The organism is Mucilaginibacter sp. L3T2-6, from assembly GCF_030519355.1.
GTDB lineage: Bacteria > Bacteroidota > Bacteroidia > Sphingobacteriales > Sphingobacteriaceae > Mucilaginibacter.
Genome location: NZ_JAUMKC010000019.1, coordinates 1 through 22,044, shown reverse-complemented (window position 1 = coordinate 22,044; position 22,044 = coordinate 1). Strand labels below are relative to the sequence as shown.

The following is a 22,044-nucleotide window of genomic DNA, read 5'->3' as shown; positions in this document are numbered from 1 at the left end:
TAGTTTGGTTTTCGGGGGTAAAATTGAACAATAATTTGTAATTTCTAAACAAAATAAAACTTAACAAAAGTGGTGACTGTACACCCGATGTTAAACGGACTGAATAAACAAATTGTTTTTAACAGAATAATCATTTCTATATAAAATTTTAAAGTAATTCCATCGTTTATTGAGAAAAATTTGTTACTTTAAACTTTTAAATAAATACAACGAAATCTATATAAATGATAGAAACTAAGAAGTCGCTTTTTGACAATCTGCAAACTTTTTTTGGATTCGACAACTTTAAAGGAGAGCAGGAAGCGATTATAACAAATATCCTTTCGGGTAACGATACATTTGTGATTATGCCAACCGGCGGCGGCAAATCGATGTGTTATCAGCTACCCGCATTAATGAGCGAAGGAACTGCGATAGTTATTTCGCCACTAATTGCCTTAATGAAAAACCAGGTCGATCAGTTGAGAGCTTTTGGTGGTTCCGACAGTATCGCCCACTTCCTTAATTCATCACTTACAAAGTCAGAAATTACCCGTGTTAAAGAAGACGTATTAGCCGGAAAAACTAAGTTGCTATACGTTGCCCCCGAGTCGTTAACCAAACAAGAGAATATCGATTTTTTACGCCTCAACCAGGTATCGTTCGTAGCCGTTGATGAAGCGCACTGTATTTCTGAGTGGGGACACGACTTTCGCCCTGAATACCGCAAAATACGCCAGGTTATCAGTAATATCGGCGAGAACATCCCCATTATAGCATTAACGGCAACCGCAACACCGAAAGTTCAGCAGGATATTCAGAAAAACCTGCAGATGAACAATGCGACGGTATTCAAATCGTCATTCAACAGGGCTAACCTGTTTTACGAAGTGCGTGCAAAACGGAACGTGCTGAAAGAAATAGTGAAGTTTGTTAAGCAAAATCCGGGTAAATCCGGCATCGTGTACTGCCTTAGCCGTAAAAAGGTTGAGGAGGTTGCCGAAGCGCTTAACCTGAACGGCATTAAAGCGCTGCCGTACCACGCAGGGTTGGACCCGAAAGTGCGTGCCGAAACACAGGATAAATTCCTGATGGAAGATGTAGATGTTATTGTAGCTACCATCGCCTTCGGTATGGGTATTGATAAACCGGATGTGCGCTACGTAATTCACCACGATGTGCCGAAGAGTATGGAAGGTTACTACCAGGAAACCGGCCGCGCAGGCCGTGACGGCGGGGAAGGCGTGTGCGTGGCGTTTTATTCAGAGAAGGATATTGATAAGCTTCAGAAGTTTATGAAGGATAAACCTGTTTCTGAACGTGAGATCGGTACCCAAATATTGAAAGAAGTTATCGACTATGCAGAGTCATCGGTTTGTCGCCGCAAACAGCTGCTGCATTATTTTGGCGAGAACTTTAACGAGGCTGGTTGTAACAATATGTGCGATAACTGCTGTGGACCTAAAGAGCACTTTGACGGTGAATTGCACCTGCACAAAGCATTAAGCCTGATCAAGCAGATTGGCGAGAAATTTGACGACCATCATATCATCAGCATCCTGATGGGAGAAGAGAATGCCCAGGTAAAAAGCTACGAACATGACCAGCTACCTTATTTTGGTTCTGGTAAAGAAGACGGAAAAAACCTTTGGAATTCGTTGCTGCGCCAGGCTTTGCTAAATAATTTTCTGTCGAAGGACATTGACCAATACGGCCTGCTTCATCTGACCAAGCTAGGCAATTCGTTCATTGATAATCCTTACAGCATCAGGTTTGTGATGAATAAGCCAATGGGTGCTACTGATGATGATGATGCAGAAGACGGCCCTAAACAAGCCGGCGGAGCATTGGATACTGAATTGCTGCAGATGTTGAAGGACCTGCGCAAGAAGCTGGCTAAACAAAAGGGCTTGCCACCATTTGTTATATTCCAGGATCCATCATTGGAGGAGATGTGTACGCATTATCCGATTACTAATGATGAACTGAAGCAGATATCCGGCGTTGGCGCCGGTAAGGCCCTTAAATTTGGTAAGCCGTTCACCGACCTTATTCAGAAATATGTAGAGGATAATGATATTGACCGCCCGGTTGATATGGTAATAAAGAGCGCCGCTAATAAGTCGGCATTAAAGGTTTTTATTATTCAGAATATCGACCGCCATCTGAACCTAGAAGATATTGCCGCTTCAAAAGGCTTATCCTACGACGAAATCTTAAAGGAAATAGAAACTATTGTTAATTCCGGTACCAAGCTTAATCTGAATTATTATATTGACGAGGTTATTGATGAGGATAAGCAGGAAGAAATATTCGACTATTTCAGAACTGCCGAGGTAGACTCTATAGACGACGCCCTTGCGGAGCTGGGCAGCGATGAATATACCATGGAAGAGATACAGCTGATGCGTATTAAGTTCCTCTCGGAAATGGGGAATTGATATTTAGATTTCTGATGTCCGGACGCTCGGATAAAAAGCCTTTGAAAATTATTCAGAGGCTTTTTGCTCATAAACTAAATTTCTTATCCCCAACATCCCTGATCACTAATCAATAAATGTATAATCTGTTCTCTACTTAGCGATTATCTTGAACTCTGTCCTCCGGTTTTGTTTACGCCCGTCATCGGTAGTATTCGGGGCTATCGGCTGAGTTTTTCCATATCCCATATATACTAGTCGGTCGGCGGCTATTTTATTAGCGATCAGGTATTGATAAACTGCCTTGGCGCGGTTTTCGGAAAGCGTTTGATTTAACGCATCATTACCAACATCATCGGTATGACCCGAGATCTCGATATGCAGCGTAGGATTAAGTGTAAGGAAATCCACTAATTGCTGCAACTCGGTAATCGATTCGGGCTTCAGATCGAATTTATTTGTGTCGAAGAAGATATTGTTTAAGATTACCTTGTTGCCAACCTCAATCGGTTCAAGCAATACAGAAATATTGAAGGGATTTTTGGGCTCATGGCCTATCAGTGAGAAATTAGCTGAATAAAACAAATACCCGCTTTTCGAAATATTCAATCCATAGTTTTTTCCGGATGTTAGCGTCGCCAGGAAATCACCAAGCGTGGCATCGCTGTAATCCTGATATACTGACTCTTTCTTTTCCAGGTCGATGATCTCTACTGCCGCTTCCAGCGGGGCCTTTGTCTTTGCGTCCCGCACAATGCCTTTAACGTACGTAACCAACTGCGGCCGTATATTTTGCGGCATCTCGAAGGTATAAACATCATAGCCCCCAAAGCCGTTCAGTTTGTTGGATGAGAAAAATGCGTAAGCTCCGGTCGCAGTCAAGGTTAAGCCGTTTTCATCGCCGCTGGAGTTGATAGGGTAGCCTAGATTTTCCGGTTTTTGCCATTTTCCGTCTTTTCCTAGGCGGCTTACAAACAAATCCTTGCCTCCGAGACCGGGCCAGCCATTCGAGCAAAAATAAAAGGTGCTGTCATCAGCATGAATAAAAGGCGATTGTTCGTCATACATGGTATTTATATTTGGCCCCATGTTTTCTGGTTCGCCCCAACCTTTGTCGGTAAGACGCGACTTCCAGATATCATATCCGCCATATCCGCCTTTACGGTTGCTAACGAAGTAAAGTGTTTTGCCATCAGCACTTATAGAAGGCTGCGATTCCCAGCCGGTAGTATTCACCGGCGGATTCAAATCAAACGGCTTACTCCAGTCTTCTCCCTTTTTTTGAGCGATATAAATGTCGCAGCGGCCAAGCCCGTCCGGCCGGTTACAGCCGGTAAAGAAAAGGTATTTCCCATCCTGGGATATAGATTCAGCACCCTCATTGTAACGGGGCGTATTGATTTGGTCGCTCAGATAAACAGCTGTTTGCCATTTGTCGCCTTGCTTGTTGCTTTTATAAAAGTCTTCGTTATTGTTTATTTTACGAGTAAAAATAAGCGTGGCCTCGTCGGCTGTCGCCACCGGCAGATACTCATCGGCCCCGGTATTTATTTCGGGCCCCAGGTTAACCGGCTTAAAAGGAACGGGATGTGTAAGGGCTGTTATACTGAACTTACAGTCTTCAACCAGCTTTTGAGCATAGTAAGAATCTTTTGCAACTAAATTGGGATAGGTGAGGTATTTCTCCAGGTGCTCCCGGGCAATACTATATTGCCCCATATTTATTTCAAGCTCCCCAATCCGTAAATATACCGCGCGGCTAAACTCCGGATTCAACTTGATAACTTTTTGAAATTGATCCAGTGCGCCTTTGTAGTTGAGCATCTGCCTGTACAAATCACCAAGTACAGCGTGCGCTTCGATAAACTTGTCGTCTTCGGCAATGGCCTTTTGCAAATTACTAACTGCCTCGTCATACATATGATCGTCAAGGTTGCTGTTAGCAATCGCAAAATATTTTATGGCTCCCTTATCAGTTGTGGAATACTGTCTCTGTTGAGCGAATAAATAAACAGGTGTAAAAAATAACAGAACCGAGAGGTAAATCAATCTCATTGGTTTTGATACGTGTTTTTGTATTCTAAGTTACATTTTTTATCAGAATGCAGAGCTAAGAGCCAAGAATCAAGACAAAATATCAATCGCAATACATTTCTGCCTTGGCTCTTGAAGCTTGACTTTTGACCATTCCTCAGGGGATATTTAGATACTTATGTGTCTGCAATGATATTTCCCACTTAGGGTTATTCATTACATAATCGACAATAAGCGGGGTCATTTCCTTTGATTTGGACCATTCCGGCTGTAAAAATAACTTGCAACCTGGCGAAACAAGTTTTGCATTCTCTTCGGCGTAGGCAAAATCAGATCTATTAAACACAATTACTTTTAGTTCGTCGGCACTGGCCGCAACCATGCGTGTAGGCCCTTTAAATTTTTTGGGGGATAGACAAATCCAGTCCCAGTTGCCGGAAAGGGGATAAGCGCCCGAGGTTTCTATAAAAGTTTTGATGCCGCGTTTTTGCAGCCCGGCGGTAAGGTAGTCGAGGTTATAGATCAAAGGTTCGCCGCCGGTTACCACTACTGCTTTGGCCGGATGTTGGGCAGCATTCTCAATAATCTGATCGGCCGATGTCAGGGCATGCAGTTCGGCATCCCAGCTTTCCTTTACGTCGCACCAATGACAGCCAACATCGCAGCCGCCCAGACGTATGAAATAAGCAGCTTTACCCGTATTGAACCCTTCGCCCTGTATCGTGTAAAACTCTTCCATTAATGGAAGCAATGTGCCGTCGTCCGGTATCTGGTGTGCCATATTTTGAATTGGCAAAGGTACGGGTTAATGGCGAAACGATAAAGATAAAACGCGAAACGGACATATTTCAGCCATTTATTGACATTTTGGAGATAAAATTCATAGGGAGGCGAATTTAAGAATGAAATTGATTCCATTATAAAATATATAAAGAGCATTTCAGTATTTAATTCTAATACTTAAGTAAGTCTATTCTGAAAATAATATTTAATTCTATTTATGTTGCAATACGTGAAATTAAATTTTGCTATTGAATTATAACATAAAACGAAAGTAAGTATAGGTTAAACCTTCAGTATTTGCTATCGTCATAGATATATAACACTTAAGGATATGAAAAAGATAGCGATATTATCAGCAATAGCATTGAGCGGGTTAATTTTTAGCACCGCCGATGCACAGGTAAGAATACATGTAGGTTTGAATCTGGGCCCCGCTCGTGCGGTTTACACTCAAAGGCCGGTGGTTGTTGAAGAACCGGTTTACCAGGAGCCTGTGGCCGCTCCGGTTTATGACGATGGTGATGATGACGATTACTATTACTTGCCGGAGGTGGACGCATATTACAGTGTTAACGCCGGCTGCTATTATTACAATAATGGTTACAGCTGGATACGTGCCGCATATTTGCCCGGCGTATATCGTGACTATGATTGGAGAAGAGCCCGCAGATACGAAATTCATGAGCACCGTCCCTTTCTGCGAGCCGATGTTTACAGGACACGGTATAATGGTCGTGTGATAAATGAATGGAGGCATGGAAACTACAATCGGGGTTACGATAACCATTATGGGAACCGGGGCTACAACAATTGGGGCGATCGTCGCGAAGATAATCACGGCTGGAACAGGGGCAACGGTGGCTTTGGCGGGTCATCAAGCCACTACCGGAATTGGGGCGACCGGCATGACGATAACCGTAACTGGAACAATAATCGCGACCATGGGCAAAGAGGCTTCGGGCAGCCGGGCCGGAACAATGGCCGGGGCAATGAAAGGGGCGGTGAGCATTTTGCCGGTAACCGTCCTGCCGCTATGGGCATGTCTCACAGACCCGCTACCTTCTGATTAGAATATTAAATTTTATTGTCGATTATTTATAATACGTTAAAGGCCTCCGCGAGGGAGGCCTTTAACTTTAATTGCTATAACTGCTGGCGGCGTTCAGCGCATCAATAGCATCGCTATTTAACTTTATCGAAACTGCTTTTGTCAATTCATACAGCTGCTTAACACTGGTAGCACTGGCAATAGGGGCCGTTATACCTTTACGGGCTATTATCCACGCCAAAGCGATTGCGGCTGGAGTAGCACTGTATTCGCTCGCAACTTTGTCCAGAGCACTCAATATTTTATAACCGTGCGGGTTAAGAAACTTTTTTACACCTTGCCCCCGGCTGCTTTTCGAAAGGTCATTTTCGGAACGGTACTTGCCGGTTAAGAAGCCGCTGGCCAGGGAATAGTACGATATTACACCTATATTTCTTTCCCGGCAAATAGGCTCTAATGTCGTCTCATAAACTTGACGTTCGTAGAGGTTATATTCAGGCTGCATACATTCATATGAAGCCAATCCATTGTCGCCACTTACTTTCAGAGCTTCCTTAAATCGCCCGGCTTCAAAATTCGATGCACCGATTGCCCTAACTTTTCCTTGCCTGATCAGGTCCGTAAAAGTTTCAAGAGTTTCTAATAACGGAGTTTCCTTATCATCCTCATGTGACTGATAGAGGTCGATATAGTCAGTACTGAGCCTTTTTAATGAATCTTCCACGGCCTGAATAATATATTTACGGGATAATCCCTTTTTGTTTTCGCCCATCGGTTTGCCCACTTTTGTGGCAATAACAACTTTATCCCGCTTGCCTGAATGTTTCAGCCAATTGCCAATAATCTCTTCTGATTCTCCGCCCTTATTACCCGGCACCCACTTAGAATATACGTCGGCAGTGTCGATACAATTGAGGCCCGCATCCATAAAGGCGTCCAGTAGTTTAAATGATTCGTTTTCATCAACCGTCCAGCCAAAAACGTTGCCTCCAAATACAAACGGCGCTATCTTTATGCCTGAATTTCCAATTTTCCTTTTTTCCATAGCATTAAATAATTAGGCGATCTGCTCCGCTAGTTCATCGATCCAACTGCTCAAAAAAGGTTCTGTGCCTGCCAGGCGCACCCAATTGCCGTCTTCATCCTTAGCAATTATCAGGTGAAGATCGTTATCAATAGATTTAAATTCGTAAGCATTTCCGTATCCCCTGAAATTGATTTTGCTTACTGTTCCTTTAACAGGATACTCTGATCCCGTAAGTGTTGCTTCGAATGGTCGTGTCATAGGTAATGGTGTGAATGTGTTTTCTATAACCTTTATTAGCGAAAATTGTGTGTCATATTTTGGTTTTATAAATTACATCGAGTAAACAACTAAGCAAAAATCCAGCCGTGTATTATGCCTATATTTACAATGTGGAAAATTTAGGCCCAGATCAGAAAATACTAATAGACGCTGTACAAACCAGGATGCCTTTTGGTAAATATAAAGATACTTTAATTAGCGATATACCGGTTTCTTACCTGGCGTGGATGCACAATAAAGGTTTCCCGCCGGGCAAGCTAGGTATGATGCTGGCGACAGTTTACGAGATAAAAACTAATGGACTGGGTGACATATTATTTAGGGTAAAGCGGATGGCCGCAAAGTAACCGGAGCATTAGAAACCTAACCGCCCGAAAGATATTTTGTCAAAACTACGCCTGGCTGTAAGGCTATTCATTATTGTACGACAAAAAGGGTAAATGAAGATATACAACATCCACACTCATCAATACTAACGTACATACAAATATGAAACAGATTTTTCTATATGCTGCCGTGATATTATTAATTGCCGGCTGCGTTAACGGACAACCCGGCAGCCGGGCCGATTTTGCCAAATTACCTAAACCCACTCCTGGTGAACAGGTAGCCACCTTTGGCGGCGGATGTTTCTGGAGCATGAGTGAAGCCATGTCGGAACTGAAGGGCGTGAATAAAGTTATCTCCGGTTATGCGGGCGGCAACAAAGTCAATCCAACATACGAGGACGTTTGCACGAGGACCACAGGGCATGCTGAATGCGTGCAGGTTTACTACGACCCTAAAATTATCAGCTATGCTGAATTGGCAAACGCCTTCTTTTTTGCACATGACCCTACTGAGCTTAACCGCCAGGGCCCCGACGAAGGTACTGACTACCGCTCTATCGCTTTTTATCGAAACCCCGAAGAAAGGGCTATTTTAGAGGCTACGATCAAAAAAATTAATCAAAGCAGGCACTACCCGGAACCGATTGTCACAGAGATTGTGCCTTATAAAGCATTTTATCCTGCTGAGAAATATCACCAGGGCTATTATAGACTGAATATGGATAATCCTTATATAACAAGTGTATCGGTGCCAAAAGTGATCAAGTTTCGAAAAGCAGAAAAAGCGTTGCTAAAGCCCGAGTTTGAAAAATAGACATTGGTGATTGATTGAATAGAGATTGGTTGATGTCGCAAAAACTAATCTCTATTCTCTGGCCTCTAATCAGTGGCGCTTGAGCGCAACATTAACGCTCCAACTGTGACATTTGTCCGGCTATCGATAAGAATAGCGCCGCCGTTTGCTTTGATTGTTTGATAAGGGTCGAAAGGCAAAGGCTCGGCAGTTTTGATGATAATACGGCCAATGTCGTTGAGCTTGAATTCTTCACCAAATTCCTTTTCAAGGGTATTGATGTTCACCTTATAAAGCACTTCCTGTATTTTGCAGCGTGTCAGCTTACTGTTATGCTGTATAAAATAAGTTAAAGAGGTGTCTAATGCACGGGTGTCCATCCAGCATAAATCAGCTTCAATTTGCTGTGCAGTTTGGGGTTGATATTCGGTGTTAACCAAGACGTCGCCCCGGCTGATATCGATCTCATCTTTTAAATGGATAGTGACCGACATACCGGCAACTGCTTCTTCGGGCTCAGCATCCAGCACTTCAATTTTTTCGATAGTTGAATGAAAGCCTGATGGCAGCACAGTTACCTTATCGTTTACCTTAAACGAACCGCTGGATACACGACCGGCATAGCCTCGATAATCATGCAGTTCCTCTGTTTGCGGACGAACCACCCACTGTACCGGGAAGCGGGCATGTGCAGTGCTTTCATCCCGTTTCAACTCAACGGTTTCTAAAAAATGAAGCAGGCTTTTGCCCTCATACCAATGCATTTTCAACGATTCGTTCACAATGTTATCGCCTTTTAACGCACTGACAGGTATATATTTTACATTCTGCAAACCTACTTTGTAAGCCAACGCCTTGTAGTCGTTTACAATGGTCTCGAAAATAGCTTCGCTATAATCCACCATATCCATCTTATTTATACAAACCACAACCTGCTGTATGCCCAATAATGACACCAGGTAGGAGTGGCGTATAGTTTGCTCGATGACGCCTTTGCGGGCGTCAACCAAAATAATGGCCAGATTGGCGTTTGACGCCCCTGTAACCATGTTGCGGGTATATTGTATATGCCCCGGGGTATCGGCAATGATGAACTTGCGTTTATCAGTTTGAAAGTATTTATATGCAACATCTATTGTGATGCCCTGCTCGCGTTCAGCTTTGAGGCCGTCGGTTAATATGGCCAGGTCTATGGTGCCATCGTCATTTTTACGGTTCGATCGGTGTAAAGCCTCTAGTTGATCTGCAAGTATCGATTCGCTGTCGTATAATAAGCGGCCTATTAAAGTGCTTTTGCCATCATCTACGCTGCCTGCGGTTATAAATTTAAGAATGTCCATTAGTATTATTTCGGATTTCGAATGTTCGGTTTCGGATCTATTTAATGTGGATGCCGGATGCGGATGCGGAATGATCGCTTGAAGTTGAGGACTAGTCAATTCCGAAGTCGTGATTCCGATTCCGCAATCCTAAAAATATCCTCCCTTTTTTCTGTCTTCCATTGCGGCTTCGCTCACCTTATCGTCCATGCGGGCTCCGCGTTCGCTTATTTTCGATTCGCTTATTTCGTTGATGATGTCATCGATCTGATAAGCATAGGATTCTACTGCCGCGGTACAGGTCATATCGCCGACGGTGCGGAAGCGCACTGTACGACGCTCTATAATATCTTCGTCATCCATATTTAAAAACGGTGATGCAGCCATGTACTGGCCATTGCGGGTGATCACCTCCCGTTCGTGAGCGAAATAGATTGACGGTAATTCAATTTTTTCCCGGCGAATGTAATTCCAAACATCAAGCTCGGTCCAATTGCTGATTGGGAACACCCGCACATTTTCACCTTTATGGATTTTTCCATTAAAGATGTTCCAAAGTTCCGGGCGCTGGCGTTTTGGATCCCATTGACCAAATTCGTCGCGAACTGAAAATATACGCTCCTTTGCACGCGCTTTTTCTTCGTCGCGCCTGGCACCGCCGATACAGGCGTCAAAACCATGCCTGGCTATTGTGTCCAACAGGGTTACCGTCTGCAGCGTGTTACGACTGGCATTTTTGCCTTTTTGCTCAACAACCTTGCCCTCGTCGATTGAGTCCTGCACAAGACCTACAATTAGCTTTTCCCCGATCCGGCTGATCATCTTATCGCGATATTCAATTGTCTCTTTAAAATTGTGGCCGGTATCGATATGAACCAGTGGGAAAGGAAACTTGCCCGGTCTGAATGCTTTTTCAGCCAATCGCACCAGCGTTATTGAGTCCTTTCCCCCGGAAAATAACAAGGCAGGTTTTTCAAATTGTCCGGCAACCTCCCGGAGTATGTAAATGGCTTCTGCCTCTAACTCGTCTAAATAATCTAATGTATGTTTGCTCATTTTTCAGTCACTTCGTGAACACCATGTAATCCACACTCTTTTTTACTTTGATCTTCCCACCACCAGCGTCCGGCTCTGAAATCTTCGCCTGGTTGTACCGCGCGGGTACATGGGGCACAGCCGATGCTTGGGAATCCCTTGTCGTGCAAAGTATTATAGGGTATGTTATATTCTTTGATGTAATTCTTTACTTCGTCAAGTCCCCAGCTATAAATCGGGTGGAACTTAACGAGGTTGTTTTGTTCGTCCCACTCAACGTTGTCCATAGACTGGCGATTTGCAGATTGTTCCGCACGTATGCCCGTTATCCAGCATTTGTTACCGGCTAATGCCCGTTTCAATGGTTCAATTTTGCGTATCCCGCAGCATTCTTTCCTATTCTCTACGGACTCGTAAAAACTGCTTGGCCCCTTGGCGCTTACCATTTGTTCAACCAGTTCCGTTTTAGGATAGTAGGCATGTATGGGTTTACCATAAATTTCCATAGTGCGGTTCCACACATAATAAGTTTCGGGGAACAAACGGCCAGTTTCAAGAGTAAATACTTTTATTGGCAAGTTGTTGGTAAATATCATATGAGCTATTACCTGGTCTTCCCAGCCAAAACTGGTCGAGAACACAATTTCGTCGTGAAATATATCCGACAAAAGCGTCAGGACCTCGACCGGCTCAAGTCCTGCGGTTTCCTTTTTTATATATGCTGCCAGCTCACTCATTTTATATTATTTTAATTAAAAACGACGCTATGCTTCGTATGCTTATTAAGATCACTATAACTGCTACCGAAACCATTATTGCTTTAGCAGATATTTTGTTAGATATTCTCGCTGCTATTGGTGATGCAATTGCACTGCCGATAACCAACCCTGCTACAGCTCCCCAATGATTGCTGTTTAGCATAGCGATAAATGTTATCGAGCTCATCAGCGCGATGAAAAACCTCGACAGTTTTACCGTACCCAGAGAAAAACGGGGATGACGGCCGCCGGCAATTAATGTCGACAGAACGATTGAGCCCCATCCGCCGCCCCCAACCGCATCTATAAAACCGCCACCCAGGCCAAGCAAAGGGATTTTTTTGATTTTATCGCCCGGCTTTTTAACGCGGCTTTTAAAAGCTTTTGACAGGATAACTAAACCCAATATCAAAGTATACAACGACACAAACGGCTTGGTATACTGGCTGTAATGTTCAAGCGAAGACAGGATGTAAGCCCCGGTTACAGCGCCAATAATACCCGGAAGCAGCAGCATTTTAAATAGTTTCCAGTTAATATTACCCATGCGGTAATGCATCCAGCCGGCAATGCCATTGCTCATAATTTCTGAAAGGTGTACACCCATGCTCGCCGAGCCGGGCGGAACGCCCATCGATAATGAAAAAGACGTAGATGTAACCCCATACGACATGCCAATTGCGCCGTCAATCATAGCAAATACAAACCCTGCCGCCAGGAAGTAATAAAACTCTGGTTTGATGGCTTGTGCATATGTCCTGAATCCTGGCTCATTATACCATAATGCCGTAACGGCAATCAATATAGATACGATAATAGCACCCCAAATCAGCCATATTAAATTCTTTTTTTCAATAGCTTTAGGTTCAACCAAAACTGAGGTTACCGCATTCAATTTGCGGACCTTTTCTGTAAAATCTCCATTCAATGAATTTCGTAACAAGCTCATTTGTTGTAAGGTATCATCTAATTCATTGGGTAAACCTTCATTTAATACTTCTTTAATCCTTTTAGCGATAGTAGGCGATTTGCCGTTTGTTGATATTGCTATTTTCAGATCTCCTTTTTGCACGATCGAACCCAAATAAAAATCGCATAGGTCGGGTTTGTCCGCGACATTGATCAACAGCTTGCGCTCATGGGCAGATTGCCTGATGAAGTTATTAAGCTCGCTGTTGTTTGTCGCAGCGATAACTACGTCCGCATTGTCCAAATCACTGTCGATAAAAGTTTTCTGAACAATAACCAGCTTTTGATATTTGGCAGCCAGCAAATGAACTTCAGGCAGAATCTCAAGGGCAATAACAGTCACTTTAGCCTCCGGGCTGTTATGCAGGATGGCCATTAGCTTTTCTAAACCAACCTTCCCCGCGCCGACAAGCACCGTATGTAAATTATTCAGCTTCAAAAAAACAGGGAACAGTTGATTTCCGCCTGTTTTTTTATCCTGAATTATCAAGCTGCTATTCTTCTGCGACGATGGCATAAAATTCTTTTATGGGTGCAAATTGAGGGTGTAAAGACACTACTTCGCCGAATACGATAAGGGCAGGCGACGTTATTTTCTTTTCCTCTACAATTTCAGCAATTGTATCAACAATACCAATAGCAACTTTTTCTTCGTTAGTTGTACCACTCTGAATTACGGCTACAGGCAGCTTGTGTTTGCCTTCGTTTTTAAATATTTCTGCAATCTCACCCAGTTTCTGAATCCCCATCAATACCACAATTGTGGCGTTTGTTTTAGCGGCCTGGTATACATCCGGCGAAATTTGATGACTGGCTGTAGTGCCTGTAACCACCCAAAAACTTTCGCTCAGTCCGCGGTGCGTAACAGGGATATGCTGCATCCCCGGAACACCGATAGAACTGGAAATTCCCGGAATGACCTGCGCGGGTATGCTATAAGAGGCAGCATAATCTAACTCCTCGAAACCTCGGCCAAAAACAAAAGGGTCACCGCCTTTAAGGCGTACCACGTGGCCATAATTGATAGCATAGTCGATCATCAACTTGTTAACTGCATCCTGCGAGTAGCTGTGGTCGCCGGAGCGTTTACCCACATACACTTTTACAGCATTTTTGGGCGCCAGCTCGAGCAATTCGTCGTTTACAAGGGCATCATATAAAACTACATCGGCAGTCTGTAAAGCTTTAACGCCTTTTAGAGTAATCAGTTCTGCGTCACCGGGCCCGGCGCCAACAAGAGTAATACGCGGTTCCCTTATCAGTTTGTTTGTTGTATTTATCATTGTTGTACCAATTCCTCTCTTTTCGCTTTGACTGTGTTTAAAAACTCGCCAGCCTGCTTTAAATAAGCGACTGCAAATTCTTCGGACGGATCATGTTTATTTATCTTTAAAACGAGGTCGTTAAAACTACTGCCGTCAAGAGCTATTTCGCCTGTATTTACATAACTGTTATCGAATTCTTTAATCACTCCAGACTGTGTACTTACGTTAATATTTTTATCCAGCAATAGCGCTTTTGCTGAACTTATAAATGTATTATAAGCATGATATATTGCATCCGCCCATCTGCCGTCGGCAAAGGCCTCATTAGCCCAGCCAAATTTCTCATCGCTTTCATAAAGCAAGGTGGCGACAAGGTCTATAATCACCCCGGCGCATTCGCCGACACCGATCGCAGTAGCGTAAGTTTCCTGGTGGCCCCAGTCTACAAACTCATCATCGGTTAGGGTGGTCAGGTCGGCAAGGGGTTTTAATAGTTGGTAAAAGTAATCCTTGCCATTCCTGTCATAGTAAGCGTGGAATGTTTCTTCTTCAGCGCTATTGGCCTGGTAGTCATCCAGTATTTTCCTTAACACATCTGTCGCGCGTTTTGCAGGTACCTTAATAACCCTTTCGGCAGCGCGGCCGGTCCCATCCCCAACAGTGCCGCCGCCTAACAATACCTGTACTGATGGCAATACCTTCGCACCGGCTTTCAGCGAACCGCCATGGAAGCCGATGTGGGCCAACCCATGCTGCCCGCATGAATTCATACAGCCACTTATCTTTATCTTAATGTCTTTGTTATATACAAGTTCCTCGTACTCATTGTAAATGAGGTTTTCAAGGACGCGTGCCAGAGTCATGCTGTTGGAAATGCCCAGGTTGCAAGTATCAGTGCCGGGGCAGGTAGTTACATCGGCTATACTGTCGAATCCGGGCGATGATAAATTTAATGCCGTTAAACCGTTGTACAGAGCCGGTAAAGCTTCTTTGCGGATATACTTTAGCAGTAAACCTTGATTTTGTGTAACGCGTATTTCGTCGGCAGCCAACGGTTCAAGGGTCGCTACCAGTTTTCGGGCGTCATCAGAAGATATATCACCAACGGTTACCTTTACATATACCCCGTAAAAACCCTTTTGCTTTTGTTCGAACACGTTGGTGGCCAGCCATTGTTCATAACGGAAAGGGTTAGTTATTTCAACACCGGTAAATTTTTTTTCATCGGGTATTTCAGGAAGTGCTACCGCATCTCGATTTATTTTATATGACTTTACCTTTAAGGCTTTTCTTTCTGCTTTGGCAAGGGCTAATACTTCATCAATTCCAATTTTTTGGATTAAGTATTTGAGCCGGGCCTTATTCCGGTTGGTGCGCTCACCATAACGGTCGAACACACGGATTATAGCCTCTATATAAGGTATAAGTTCGTCTTCGTGTAAAAAATCTTCTACCGGGTACGCTAAAATCGGCTGGGCACCCAGACCGCCTCCCACAACCACTTTAAATCCGCGCTGGCCTGCTGAATTTATTTTGGGAATCAGGCCAATATCGTTTACATAAGAAAACGCGGTATCAGCTTCGCTTGACGAAAATGCGATTTTAAACTTTCTGCCCATTTCCTGGCAGATGGGGTTTCTTAAAAAGTATTCGAAAGTTGCCTGTGCGTAAGGCGAAACATCGAATGGTTCCGACGGATCGATGCCTGCGGCAGGAGAGGCGGTAACGTTTCTTACTGTATTGCCGCAAGCTTCGCGAATAGTAATATCATCCTGATCTAACTCGGCCCAAAGTTGGGGCGTACGGTCAAGGCTCACATAATGAATCTGTATATCCTGCCGGGTGGTCAGGTGCAGGTTGCTGCTCGCGTATTTATCAGATATATCGGCAATGCGCAGCAGCTGTTTAAAAGTAACCTTCCCAAACGGCAACTTAATGCGAACCATCTGTACACCCGGTTGACGTTGTCCATATATCCCACGCGCAAGGCGGAGGCTTCTGAATTTTTCATCGTGGATTTTACCCTCGCGAAAAGCCCTGATTTTTTTTTCAAGGTCAATTATATCTTTTTCAACCACCGGGTTTTCCAGTTCCGTGCGAAAACTTTGCATAACTTGGTTGTTAGTCTGTTTATATAAAAATGCCCCCTCGGCCTGGTGCTGAAGAGGCTTTAATTTTATAATAGTAAAGCCCCTGTTATTTACCAGTCATCAGGCAATTCATCGAGGGTTTACAAGAATTATAAAATGCTGTCTCCATCATTTAATGTGACAAATATATATATACTATACTGAATTAGTAGAATTAATTTAAAAAAAGAGAATTTTGACCATTAAATTATATTAAAACATTCCTGCAACTTGTGGGTTACTTACTTGCACAAAAAACTAAACCTTGTGATGTTGGGAAATAAAGGAAGAACTAATTTTATAAAGCATTTACGATTGTTAAATATTAATTCGTAATAGTTTATATCTTTGTCATTTATGTCAATATATTATGGTTGATTTAATTTTTGAGAAATAATACGATATGAATATTCGTACCTTAATAAATCTGCCGTTTATTAAGAGATATTGCAATTAATGTTATTTTTTAATCACCGGTAAGGGTGAAAACGGCTAGGTAAGCTTTTATATTGTATTATTAAAAATATTATTTCTACTTTAGTATGCCTGAAAAATCATCCGTATGAAAAAATACTTACCATTTAATAGGGTCGTTCCGCGTTGGGTAATAATATTGCTGGATTTTTTTATAGTTACTGCATCGTTTTCAACGTCTTATTTTATCGTTTACAGGTTCGAGTTTATAAATATCTTCAGAGGATACTTTCTTATTTATACTGGTCTGTATTGCCTAACCTCGCTGACGGTAATGTATGTTATGCGGATACACACCGGTTTGATCCGTTATTCGAATACCCGCGATGTATTACGGATTTTCAGTGCAGTATTCGCATCTACATTAATATACCTGGTAACCATTAATGTGTGGTTTCTGCCGCGGTGGCCGGTAAACCGGGTATTGATTAACATGATTATGCTGGTTAACTTTTCGGTATCCAGCACTTTGCTGATCCTACTGCGGACAGCTGTTAAAAATGCCTATTATTACATTAACAGTTATTCCAGCGCTACAAAAACCGTCGTACTTATTTATGGCTCTGACAATAATGCAGTATTGGTGAAACAAGCTTTAGAGAGTAGCGTAAAAACTAATTTTTCTGTGATTGGCTTTATTGATGATAATCCTAATAAGATTAACACCGAAATTCAGCAACTTAAGGTGTATGATATTGATAAACTTGGCAGTCTGCTAAAAAAACGCAAGGTGGATAAGATCATTGTAATGAATCATCACCTTGATGAGCAAGCTAAAAAGAACGCCCTCGAGAAATGCCTGGCTTTTGGTATACAGGTGCTTACTGTGCCGCCGTCAGATCAATGGATTTATGGTAAGCTTAATTTACAGCAGATTAAAGATCTGAAAATTGAAGACCTGCTGCAGCGAAAACAGATACAAATAGATACAACTAGAATTTCAGAAGATTTACATGGTAAGCGCGTGCTTGTAACGGGGGCGGCCGGCTCTATTGGATCCGAAATTGTTCGGCAGGTATTAAGTTACAACCCGGCTATGGTTATTTTATGTGACCAGGCAGAATCGCCTTTACATGAGCTCCGGTTGCAGGTTGAAGAGAGTTTTCCTGACGTACCTATAAAAATATTTATAGGCGACGTGCGGAATTACACCAGAATGCGCAAATTATTTATAGACTTTACCCCGGAGATAGTGTTTCATGCGGCTGCATATAAACATGTGCCGATGATGGAAGAGAATCCGACGGAGGGCGTATTGACCAATGTGCTGGGCACCAAATTTATTGCCGACCTTTCTGTGTCTTTTGGCGTTGATAAGTTTGTAATGATTTCTACTGACAAGGCGGTTAATCCGTCAAATATTATGGGCACCACCAAGCGTATAGCTGAAATTTATATCCAATCGCTTAAGAATGATCCTGATAATAATGGTACCACGCGTTTTATAACCACCAGGTTTGGCAATGTACTGGGCTCAAATGGCTCGGTGATCCCAAGGTTTAAGGCGCAGATAGAGAAGGGGGGACCTATCACGGTTACCCATCCGGAAATTACCCGTTATTTCATGACTATTCCGGAGGCTGTTCATCTTGTGCTTGAAGCCGGTACGATGGGTACTGGCGGAGAAATATTTATTTTTGACATGGGCGAACCTGTTAAAATTGCGGACCTTGCCAATAAAATGATCAAGTTAGCCGGACTACAACCGGAAAAAGATATCAAAGTTGTTTATTCGGGTTTGCGGCCAGGCGAAAAGCTTTATGAGGAGTTGCTTAACGATGGTGAAAACACCATGCCTACTTACCATGAGAAAATCAAAATCTCGAAAGTAATAGAATACTCTTATGCACAGGTAAATAATGACATTAATGAACTTCTTGCTCTTAACAAGCAGAACGACATTTTAGGTGTGGTTAATAAGATGAAAGAAATTGTACCTGAGTTCTTAAGCAAAAACTCGGAATTTGAAGTGCTTGACAATAAGAACGTGACGCTTGTTTAATCGCCTTTATATTTATACCGGCAATACTGCCGGCAGAAATACCTCCGGATTGTCCAGGAGGTTTTTTTTTATATTTATTATTCCATTATTTTTCTGAACCATTGTCCAAGTTATCCTATACTGATTGTTATGCTGTTAATTAATATATTTAAATAGCCAAAGTATTTAAGAAATGGATGAGTTTATTTTAATTTTCAGGCATGAGGATGGTTCAAAGATCGCTTCGCCTGAGCAAATGCAAATCTGGATGAAGCAGACCATGGACTGGATCGGTGGGATTGCCGCTCAAAACAAATTTGTTGCGGGCACCGGACTGCCGTTTGATACAGCAAAGGTAGTTCACTACAATAATATAGTTACCAACGGTCCTTTCGGAGAAATCAAAGAGACTATAGGCGGCTATATAATCATTAAGGCCGGGTCTGTAGATGAGGCAGTTGAATTTGCCAAAGGATGCCCCGTACTGCAGGGTAATGGCAATACTGTAGAGGTGCGAAAAATAGCGAGGGGAGATGGTACACACTGATCGTTAACCGGTGTATTTAGATTTTTTTGGTCGGAGAAGCCATATCTTAGGATTGACAGTGGAAAAGCAGGAGTTAATACCGCACCTTTTCAGGACAGAATATCGCAAAATTGTATCTGTGCTTTGCCGGCGTTTTGGGTTTGCATATGTCGAGACGGCCGAAGACATTGCCAGTGACACCTTTGCAGCGGCTGCGCAAACCTGGCCAATAAATGGTATACCGGACAATCCGGCGGCCTGGCTATATAACGTCGCCAAAAACAAAGCACGAAACTACCTGCACCGGGCAAACATCTTTGGCGAAAAGGTAGCGCCAACTGTTAAGAAAGCTGGAATTGAATGCGTTGAATTCGATATAGATTTATCGCCGCAAAGCATAAATGACAGTCAACTGCTAATGATGTTTGCGATATGTAATCCATCAATTTCTCCCGAGGCGCAAGTGGGTTTGTCCCTGCGTATACTGTGTGGTTTTGGTATTGACGAGATTGCAGAGGCATTTTTAACCAATAAGGAAACCATCAATAAGCGTTTATTCAGGGCTAAACAGCGACTGCGCGAAGAAAATACTAAAATAGATGTCCCGGGCTCAACTGAAATAGAAAAAAGGCTGGACGCAGTTTTAACTACGATTTACCTGTTATTTAGCGAAGGTTATTACTCGATAAACCCAAATTATGCCATCCGCAGGGAACTTTGCCTCGAAGCGATGCGTTTGTGTTATATGCTTATCGAGAACAAAAGCACAGACCAACCGCGGGTTAACGCGCTGCTTGCGTTGATGTGTTTCCATGCTTCCAGATTTGACGCCAGGCTAAGCGAGGAGGGGGATATTATTTTATACGATGAACAGGATTGCGCTCTTTGGAACGCAGAATTGATAAGCAGGGGAGTTTATTTTTTAAACCGCGGCTCAACCGGACCAACCATATCTAAATACCACCTGGAGGCAGCCATAGCGTACTGGAGCACGCAGCAGGCCGATACAAAAGAAAAGTGGGAAAACATACTACAGCTATATGATCAGTTACTCCAAATAGAATATTCTCCGGTAGCTGTCTTAAACCGTACGTTCGCCCTTTCAAAGGCAAATGGAAAAAAAGAAGCGATTATGGCTGCTGAAATGCTTAACCTTAGGGATAATCGTTTTTTCTTTGCACTGCTCGGCGAGCTTTACACCGGCGCCGACAGTAATAAAGCAGCCGAAAATTTCCAGACGGCCATGTCGATGGCAAAAAACGCCGCGGAGCGACATGCAATTCAGAAAAAACTCAGCAAGCTGAATTTTTAAACTTTGAGGGAATACCAGGCCATTGGTCATATTAATAAATGCATTTAATAAACCCTTGTATTTGAAATAAATACATATATTAGTCACTGATTTGATAAATGCCGGATTGAACAGCTGAGCATTTGCCCTGCTCATGTTAGTTGCGAGTAATATTTATTGAATGCGGAGCACACTTTTGTAAACCGTTACTTTGTTGCAATTAATACTGCATTTTTTAGTACCACATATGCCCCTAATGAAAAACTTTATTTACTGGATGTTGGTAGCATTGGGCCTGATTTGCGCCATATGTATTTCTTTTATTATAATTAACTGGTCTGTTACTACCAGGTTATAATTTTTTTAGAAACAGCATTAAAATAACTTATTGATTTATAGCGGGTAACCTGCTTTGTGTGATAATTGGCTAATTTATTTGAAAAAAATATTTGCAACGGTGAGCTAAAATCCTACCTTTGCGTTCCCTTTCGGGATGTAGCGTAGCCCGGTATCGCGCCACATTTGGGATGTGGAGGCCGCAGGTTCGAATCCTGCCATCCCGACAATTAGACTACTAAAAGTCGGTAAAACCCCTTAAATCGTATGATTTAAGGGGTTTTTTATTTTATTTCAAACCAAGTTATTCAAGTAAAACCAAAGAAAATGAGACCTATTCGGTTACCCATTTTTATTTCTTACGTTTGGGTCACCAACAGCATTGTAACATACTGATAGTCAATTAATTGATTGATTTATTTTGACTGTTTTTGATGCGTTTTAATACGTGTTTTTAACCAAGTTGGTGACCCTTTTTCAAAGGGTGTATCAAATCCAGTCAATCAATGCTTTTGTAAATTTTTTAATTGAATAGCTATGAGTACTGCAAACAACACCTTCGGCGCCAGCTTTTACCTTAAAAAGCAAAAGATTAACCAAGCGGGCAAATCACCAATTTATGCCCGTATTACCGTAAACGGTAAACGTATTGAAATTTCCGTTAAACGTTCCATCGAGGAAAGTAACTGGAACCCTGTTAAGGGAATGGCAAAAGGTAGCCGCGAAGAAATTACTAAACTCAATAAATACCTTGACCAATTTAAGGCGGGTATTGTAGAGGGTTACCAACAGCTTTTGTTACAAAAGAAATTTATTACCGCAGAACTTTTAAAGGAGAAAGTTACCGGGGCAGATCAGGCTGAATTTACGCTTTGTAAACTGATGGAGTATCACAATGCGGAGCAGGCTAACGTATTGGAGCCAGGCACGATGAAGAATTACTATACTACCCAAAAGTATATTAAGGAGTTTATCAAAGAGCGATTTAAGACAAGCGACAAATACCTGTCCGAGCTAAGCTATAAATTTATTACCGACTTCCAGTATTACCTGCTTAACAGAACGCCGGAAAAAGGCCAAAAGCCGCTAAATAACAACGGCCTGATGAAACATATCGAAAGATTTTGCAAGATGGTTAATCTTGCTGTTCGGTTGGAATGGATAGACCGCAATCCCTTTCAGGCTTACCAATTGAAATTTGATAAGGTTGAACGGGAATATTTGACCAAAGATGAACTGGCAAGGATAGAAAACAAGCATTTCAACATC

General features: G+C 42.6%; 18 protein-coding genes and 1 tRNA gene. 9 read left to right on the top strand and 10 right to left on the bottom strand.

The window, feature by feature from the left end; all coding sequences use genetic code 11:
* Positions 1–227 precede the first annotated feature (227 nt).
* Complete coding sequence (recQ, locus tag Q3W13_RS18900) at positions 228–2,420, top strand: DNA helicase RecQ (RefSeq protein WP_302866576.1); 2,193 nt, start codon at positions 228–230, stop codon at positions 2,418–2,420.
* 132 nt (positions 2,421–2,552) lie between these two features.
* Here the strand turns inward: recQ and Q3W13_RS18895 are convergent, their stop codons facing one another.
* Positions 2,553–4,454, bottom strand: a complete 1,902-nt coding sequence (locus tag Q3W13_RS18895; RefSeq protein WP_302866453.1) for an OmpA family protein — start codon at positions 4,452–4,454, stop codon at positions 2,553–2,555.
* A 136-nt stretch (positions 4,455–4,590) separates the two neighbouring features.
* Positions 4,591–5,214: a 7-carboxy-7-deazaguanine synthase QueE gene (locus tag Q3W13_RS18890; protein ID WP_302866452.1), complete on the bottom strand. Its 624-nt coding sequence runs from the start codon at positions 5,212–5,214 to the stop codon at positions 4,591–4,593.
* A gap of 333 nt (positions 5,215–5,547) precedes the next feature.
* Between Q3W13_RS18890 and Q3W13_RS18885 the strand changes: the two genes are divergently transcribed.
* On the top strand, positions 5,548–6,282 hold the full coding sequence (locus Q3W13_RS18885) for a hypothetical protein (RefSeq protein ID WP_302866449.1): 735 nt from the start codon (positions 5,548–5,550) through the stop codon (positions 6,280–6,282).
* Positions 6,283–6,352: 70 nt separating this feature from the next.
* Here Q3W13_RS18885 and Q3W13_RS18880 read toward each other — a convergent pair whose 3' ends face one another.
* Positions 6,353–7,309 (bottom strand): aldo/keto reductase, encoded by a 957-nt coding sequence (locus Q3W13_RS18880; RefSeq protein ID WP_302866448.1) that lies wholly within the window; start codon positions 7,307–7,309, stop codon positions 6,353–6,355.
* Between the two features lie 12 nt (positions 7,310–7,321).
* Entirely contained in the window at positions 7,322–7,549 is a 228-nt protein-coding gene (locus Q3W13_RS18875; RefSeq protein ID WP_302866445.1) for a hypothetical protein, read from the bottom strand.
* Positions 7,550–7,680: 131 nt separating this feature from the next.
* Between Q3W13_RS18875 and Q3W13_RS18870 the strand changes: the two genes are divergently transcribed.
* Both Q3W13_RS18870 and msrA read left to right on the top strand, forming a co-directional pair.
* Positions 7,681–7,917: a DUF3820 family protein gene (locus tag Q3W13_RS18870; protein WP_302866443.1), complete on the top strand. Its 237-nt coding sequence runs from the start codon at positions 7,681–7,683 to the stop codon at positions 7,915–7,917.
* Between the two features lie 142 nt (positions 7,918–8,059).
* The gene (gene msrA / locus Q3W13_RS18865; protein WP_302866440.1) at positions 8,060–8,713 is read left to right on the top strand and encodes a peptide-methionine (S)-S-oxide reductase MsrA; all 654 of its coding nucleotides are present in this window, start codon (positions 8,060–8,062) and stop codon (positions 8,711–8,713) included.
* A gap of 65 nt (positions 8,714–8,778) precedes the next feature.
* Here msrA and Q3W13_RS18860 read toward each other — a convergent pair whose 3' ends face one another.
* From Q3W13_RS18860 to Q3W13_RS18835, 6 genes are all read right to left on the bottom strand, one after another.
* On the bottom strand, positions 8,779–10,032 hold the full coding sequence (locus tag Q3W13_RS18860; RefSeq protein ID WP_302866436.1) for a sulfate adenylyltransferase subunit 1: 1,254 nt from the start codon (positions 10,030–10,032) through the stop codon (positions 8,779–8,781).
* Between the two features lie 129 nt (positions 10,033–10,161).
* On the bottom strand, positions 10,162–11,067 hold the full coding sequence (gene cysD, locus Q3W13_RS18855; RefSeq protein ID WP_302866434.1) for a sulfate adenylyltransferase subunit CysD: 906 nt from the start codon (positions 11,065–11,067) through the stop codon (positions 10,162–10,164).
* Positions 11,064–11,783: a phosphoadenylyl-sulfate reductase gene (locus tag Q3W13_RS18850; RefSeq protein ID WP_302866431.1), complete on the bottom strand. Its 720-nt coding sequence runs from the start codon at positions 11,781–11,783 to the stop codon at positions 11,064–11,066. The genes cysD and Q3W13_RS18850 overlap by 4 nt, the downstream gene beginning before the upstream one ends.
* A 1-nt stretch (position 11,784) precedes the next feature.
* A complete protein-coding gene (locus Q3W13_RS18845; RefSeq protein ID WP_302866429.1) occupies positions 11,785–13,290 on the bottom strand; it encodes a TSUP family transporter in 1,506 nt (501 codons plus the stop codon).
* The gene (gene cobA / locus Q3W13_RS18840) at positions 13,268–14,056 is read right to left on the bottom strand and encodes a uroporphyrinogen-III C-methyltransferase (protein WP_302866427.1); all 789 of its coding nucleotides are present in this window, start codon (positions 14,054–14,056) and stop codon (positions 13,268–13,270) included. The genes Q3W13_RS18845 and cobA overlap by 23 nt, the downstream gene beginning before the upstream one ends.
* A complete protein-coding gene (locus Q3W13_RS18835) occupies positions 14,053–16,149 on the bottom strand; it encodes a nitrite reductase (protein WP_302866425.1) in 2,097 nt (698 codons plus the stop codon). Before Q3W13_RS18835 ends, cobA begins: the two co-directional genes overlap by 4 nt.
* A gap of 580 nt (positions 16,150–16,729) precedes the next feature.
* Between Q3W13_RS18835 and Q3W13_RS18830 the strand changes: the two genes are divergently transcribed.
* From Q3W13_RS18830 to Q3W13_RS18810, 5 genes are all read left to right on the top strand, one after another.
* A complete protein-coding gene (locus Q3W13_RS18830; protein WP_302866421.1) occupies positions 16,730–18,643 on the top strand; it encodes a nucleoside-diphosphate sugar epimerase/dehydratase in 1,914 nt (637 codons plus the stop codon).
* A gap of 172 nt (positions 18,644–18,815) precedes the next feature.
* Positions 18,816–19,169, top strand: coding sequence for a YciI family protein (locus Q3W13_RS18825; protein WP_302866419.1), 354 nt, complete (start codon positions 18,816–18,818; stop codon positions 19,167–19,169).
* A gap of 58 nt (positions 19,170–19,227) precedes the next feature.
* Positions 19,228–20,460 carry an RNA polymerase sigma factor gene (locus Q3W13_RS18820; RefSeq protein WP_302866417.1) on the top strand — a complete coding sequence of 411 codons (1,233 nt, stop codon included), beginning with the start codon at positions 19,228–19,230 and terminating at the stop codon, positions 20,458–20,460.
* Between the two features lie 468 nt (positions 20,461–20,928).
* Positions 20,929–21,002: transfer RNA gene (locus tag Q3W13_RS18815), tRNA-Pro, on the top strand.
* Positions 21,003–21,312: 310 nt separating this feature from the next.
* The coding region (locus Q3W13_RS18810) for a phage integrase SAM-like domain and Arm DNA-binding domain-containing protein (RefSeq protein WP_302866415.1) at positions 21,313–22,044 on the top strand (732 nt) is incomplete at its 3' end.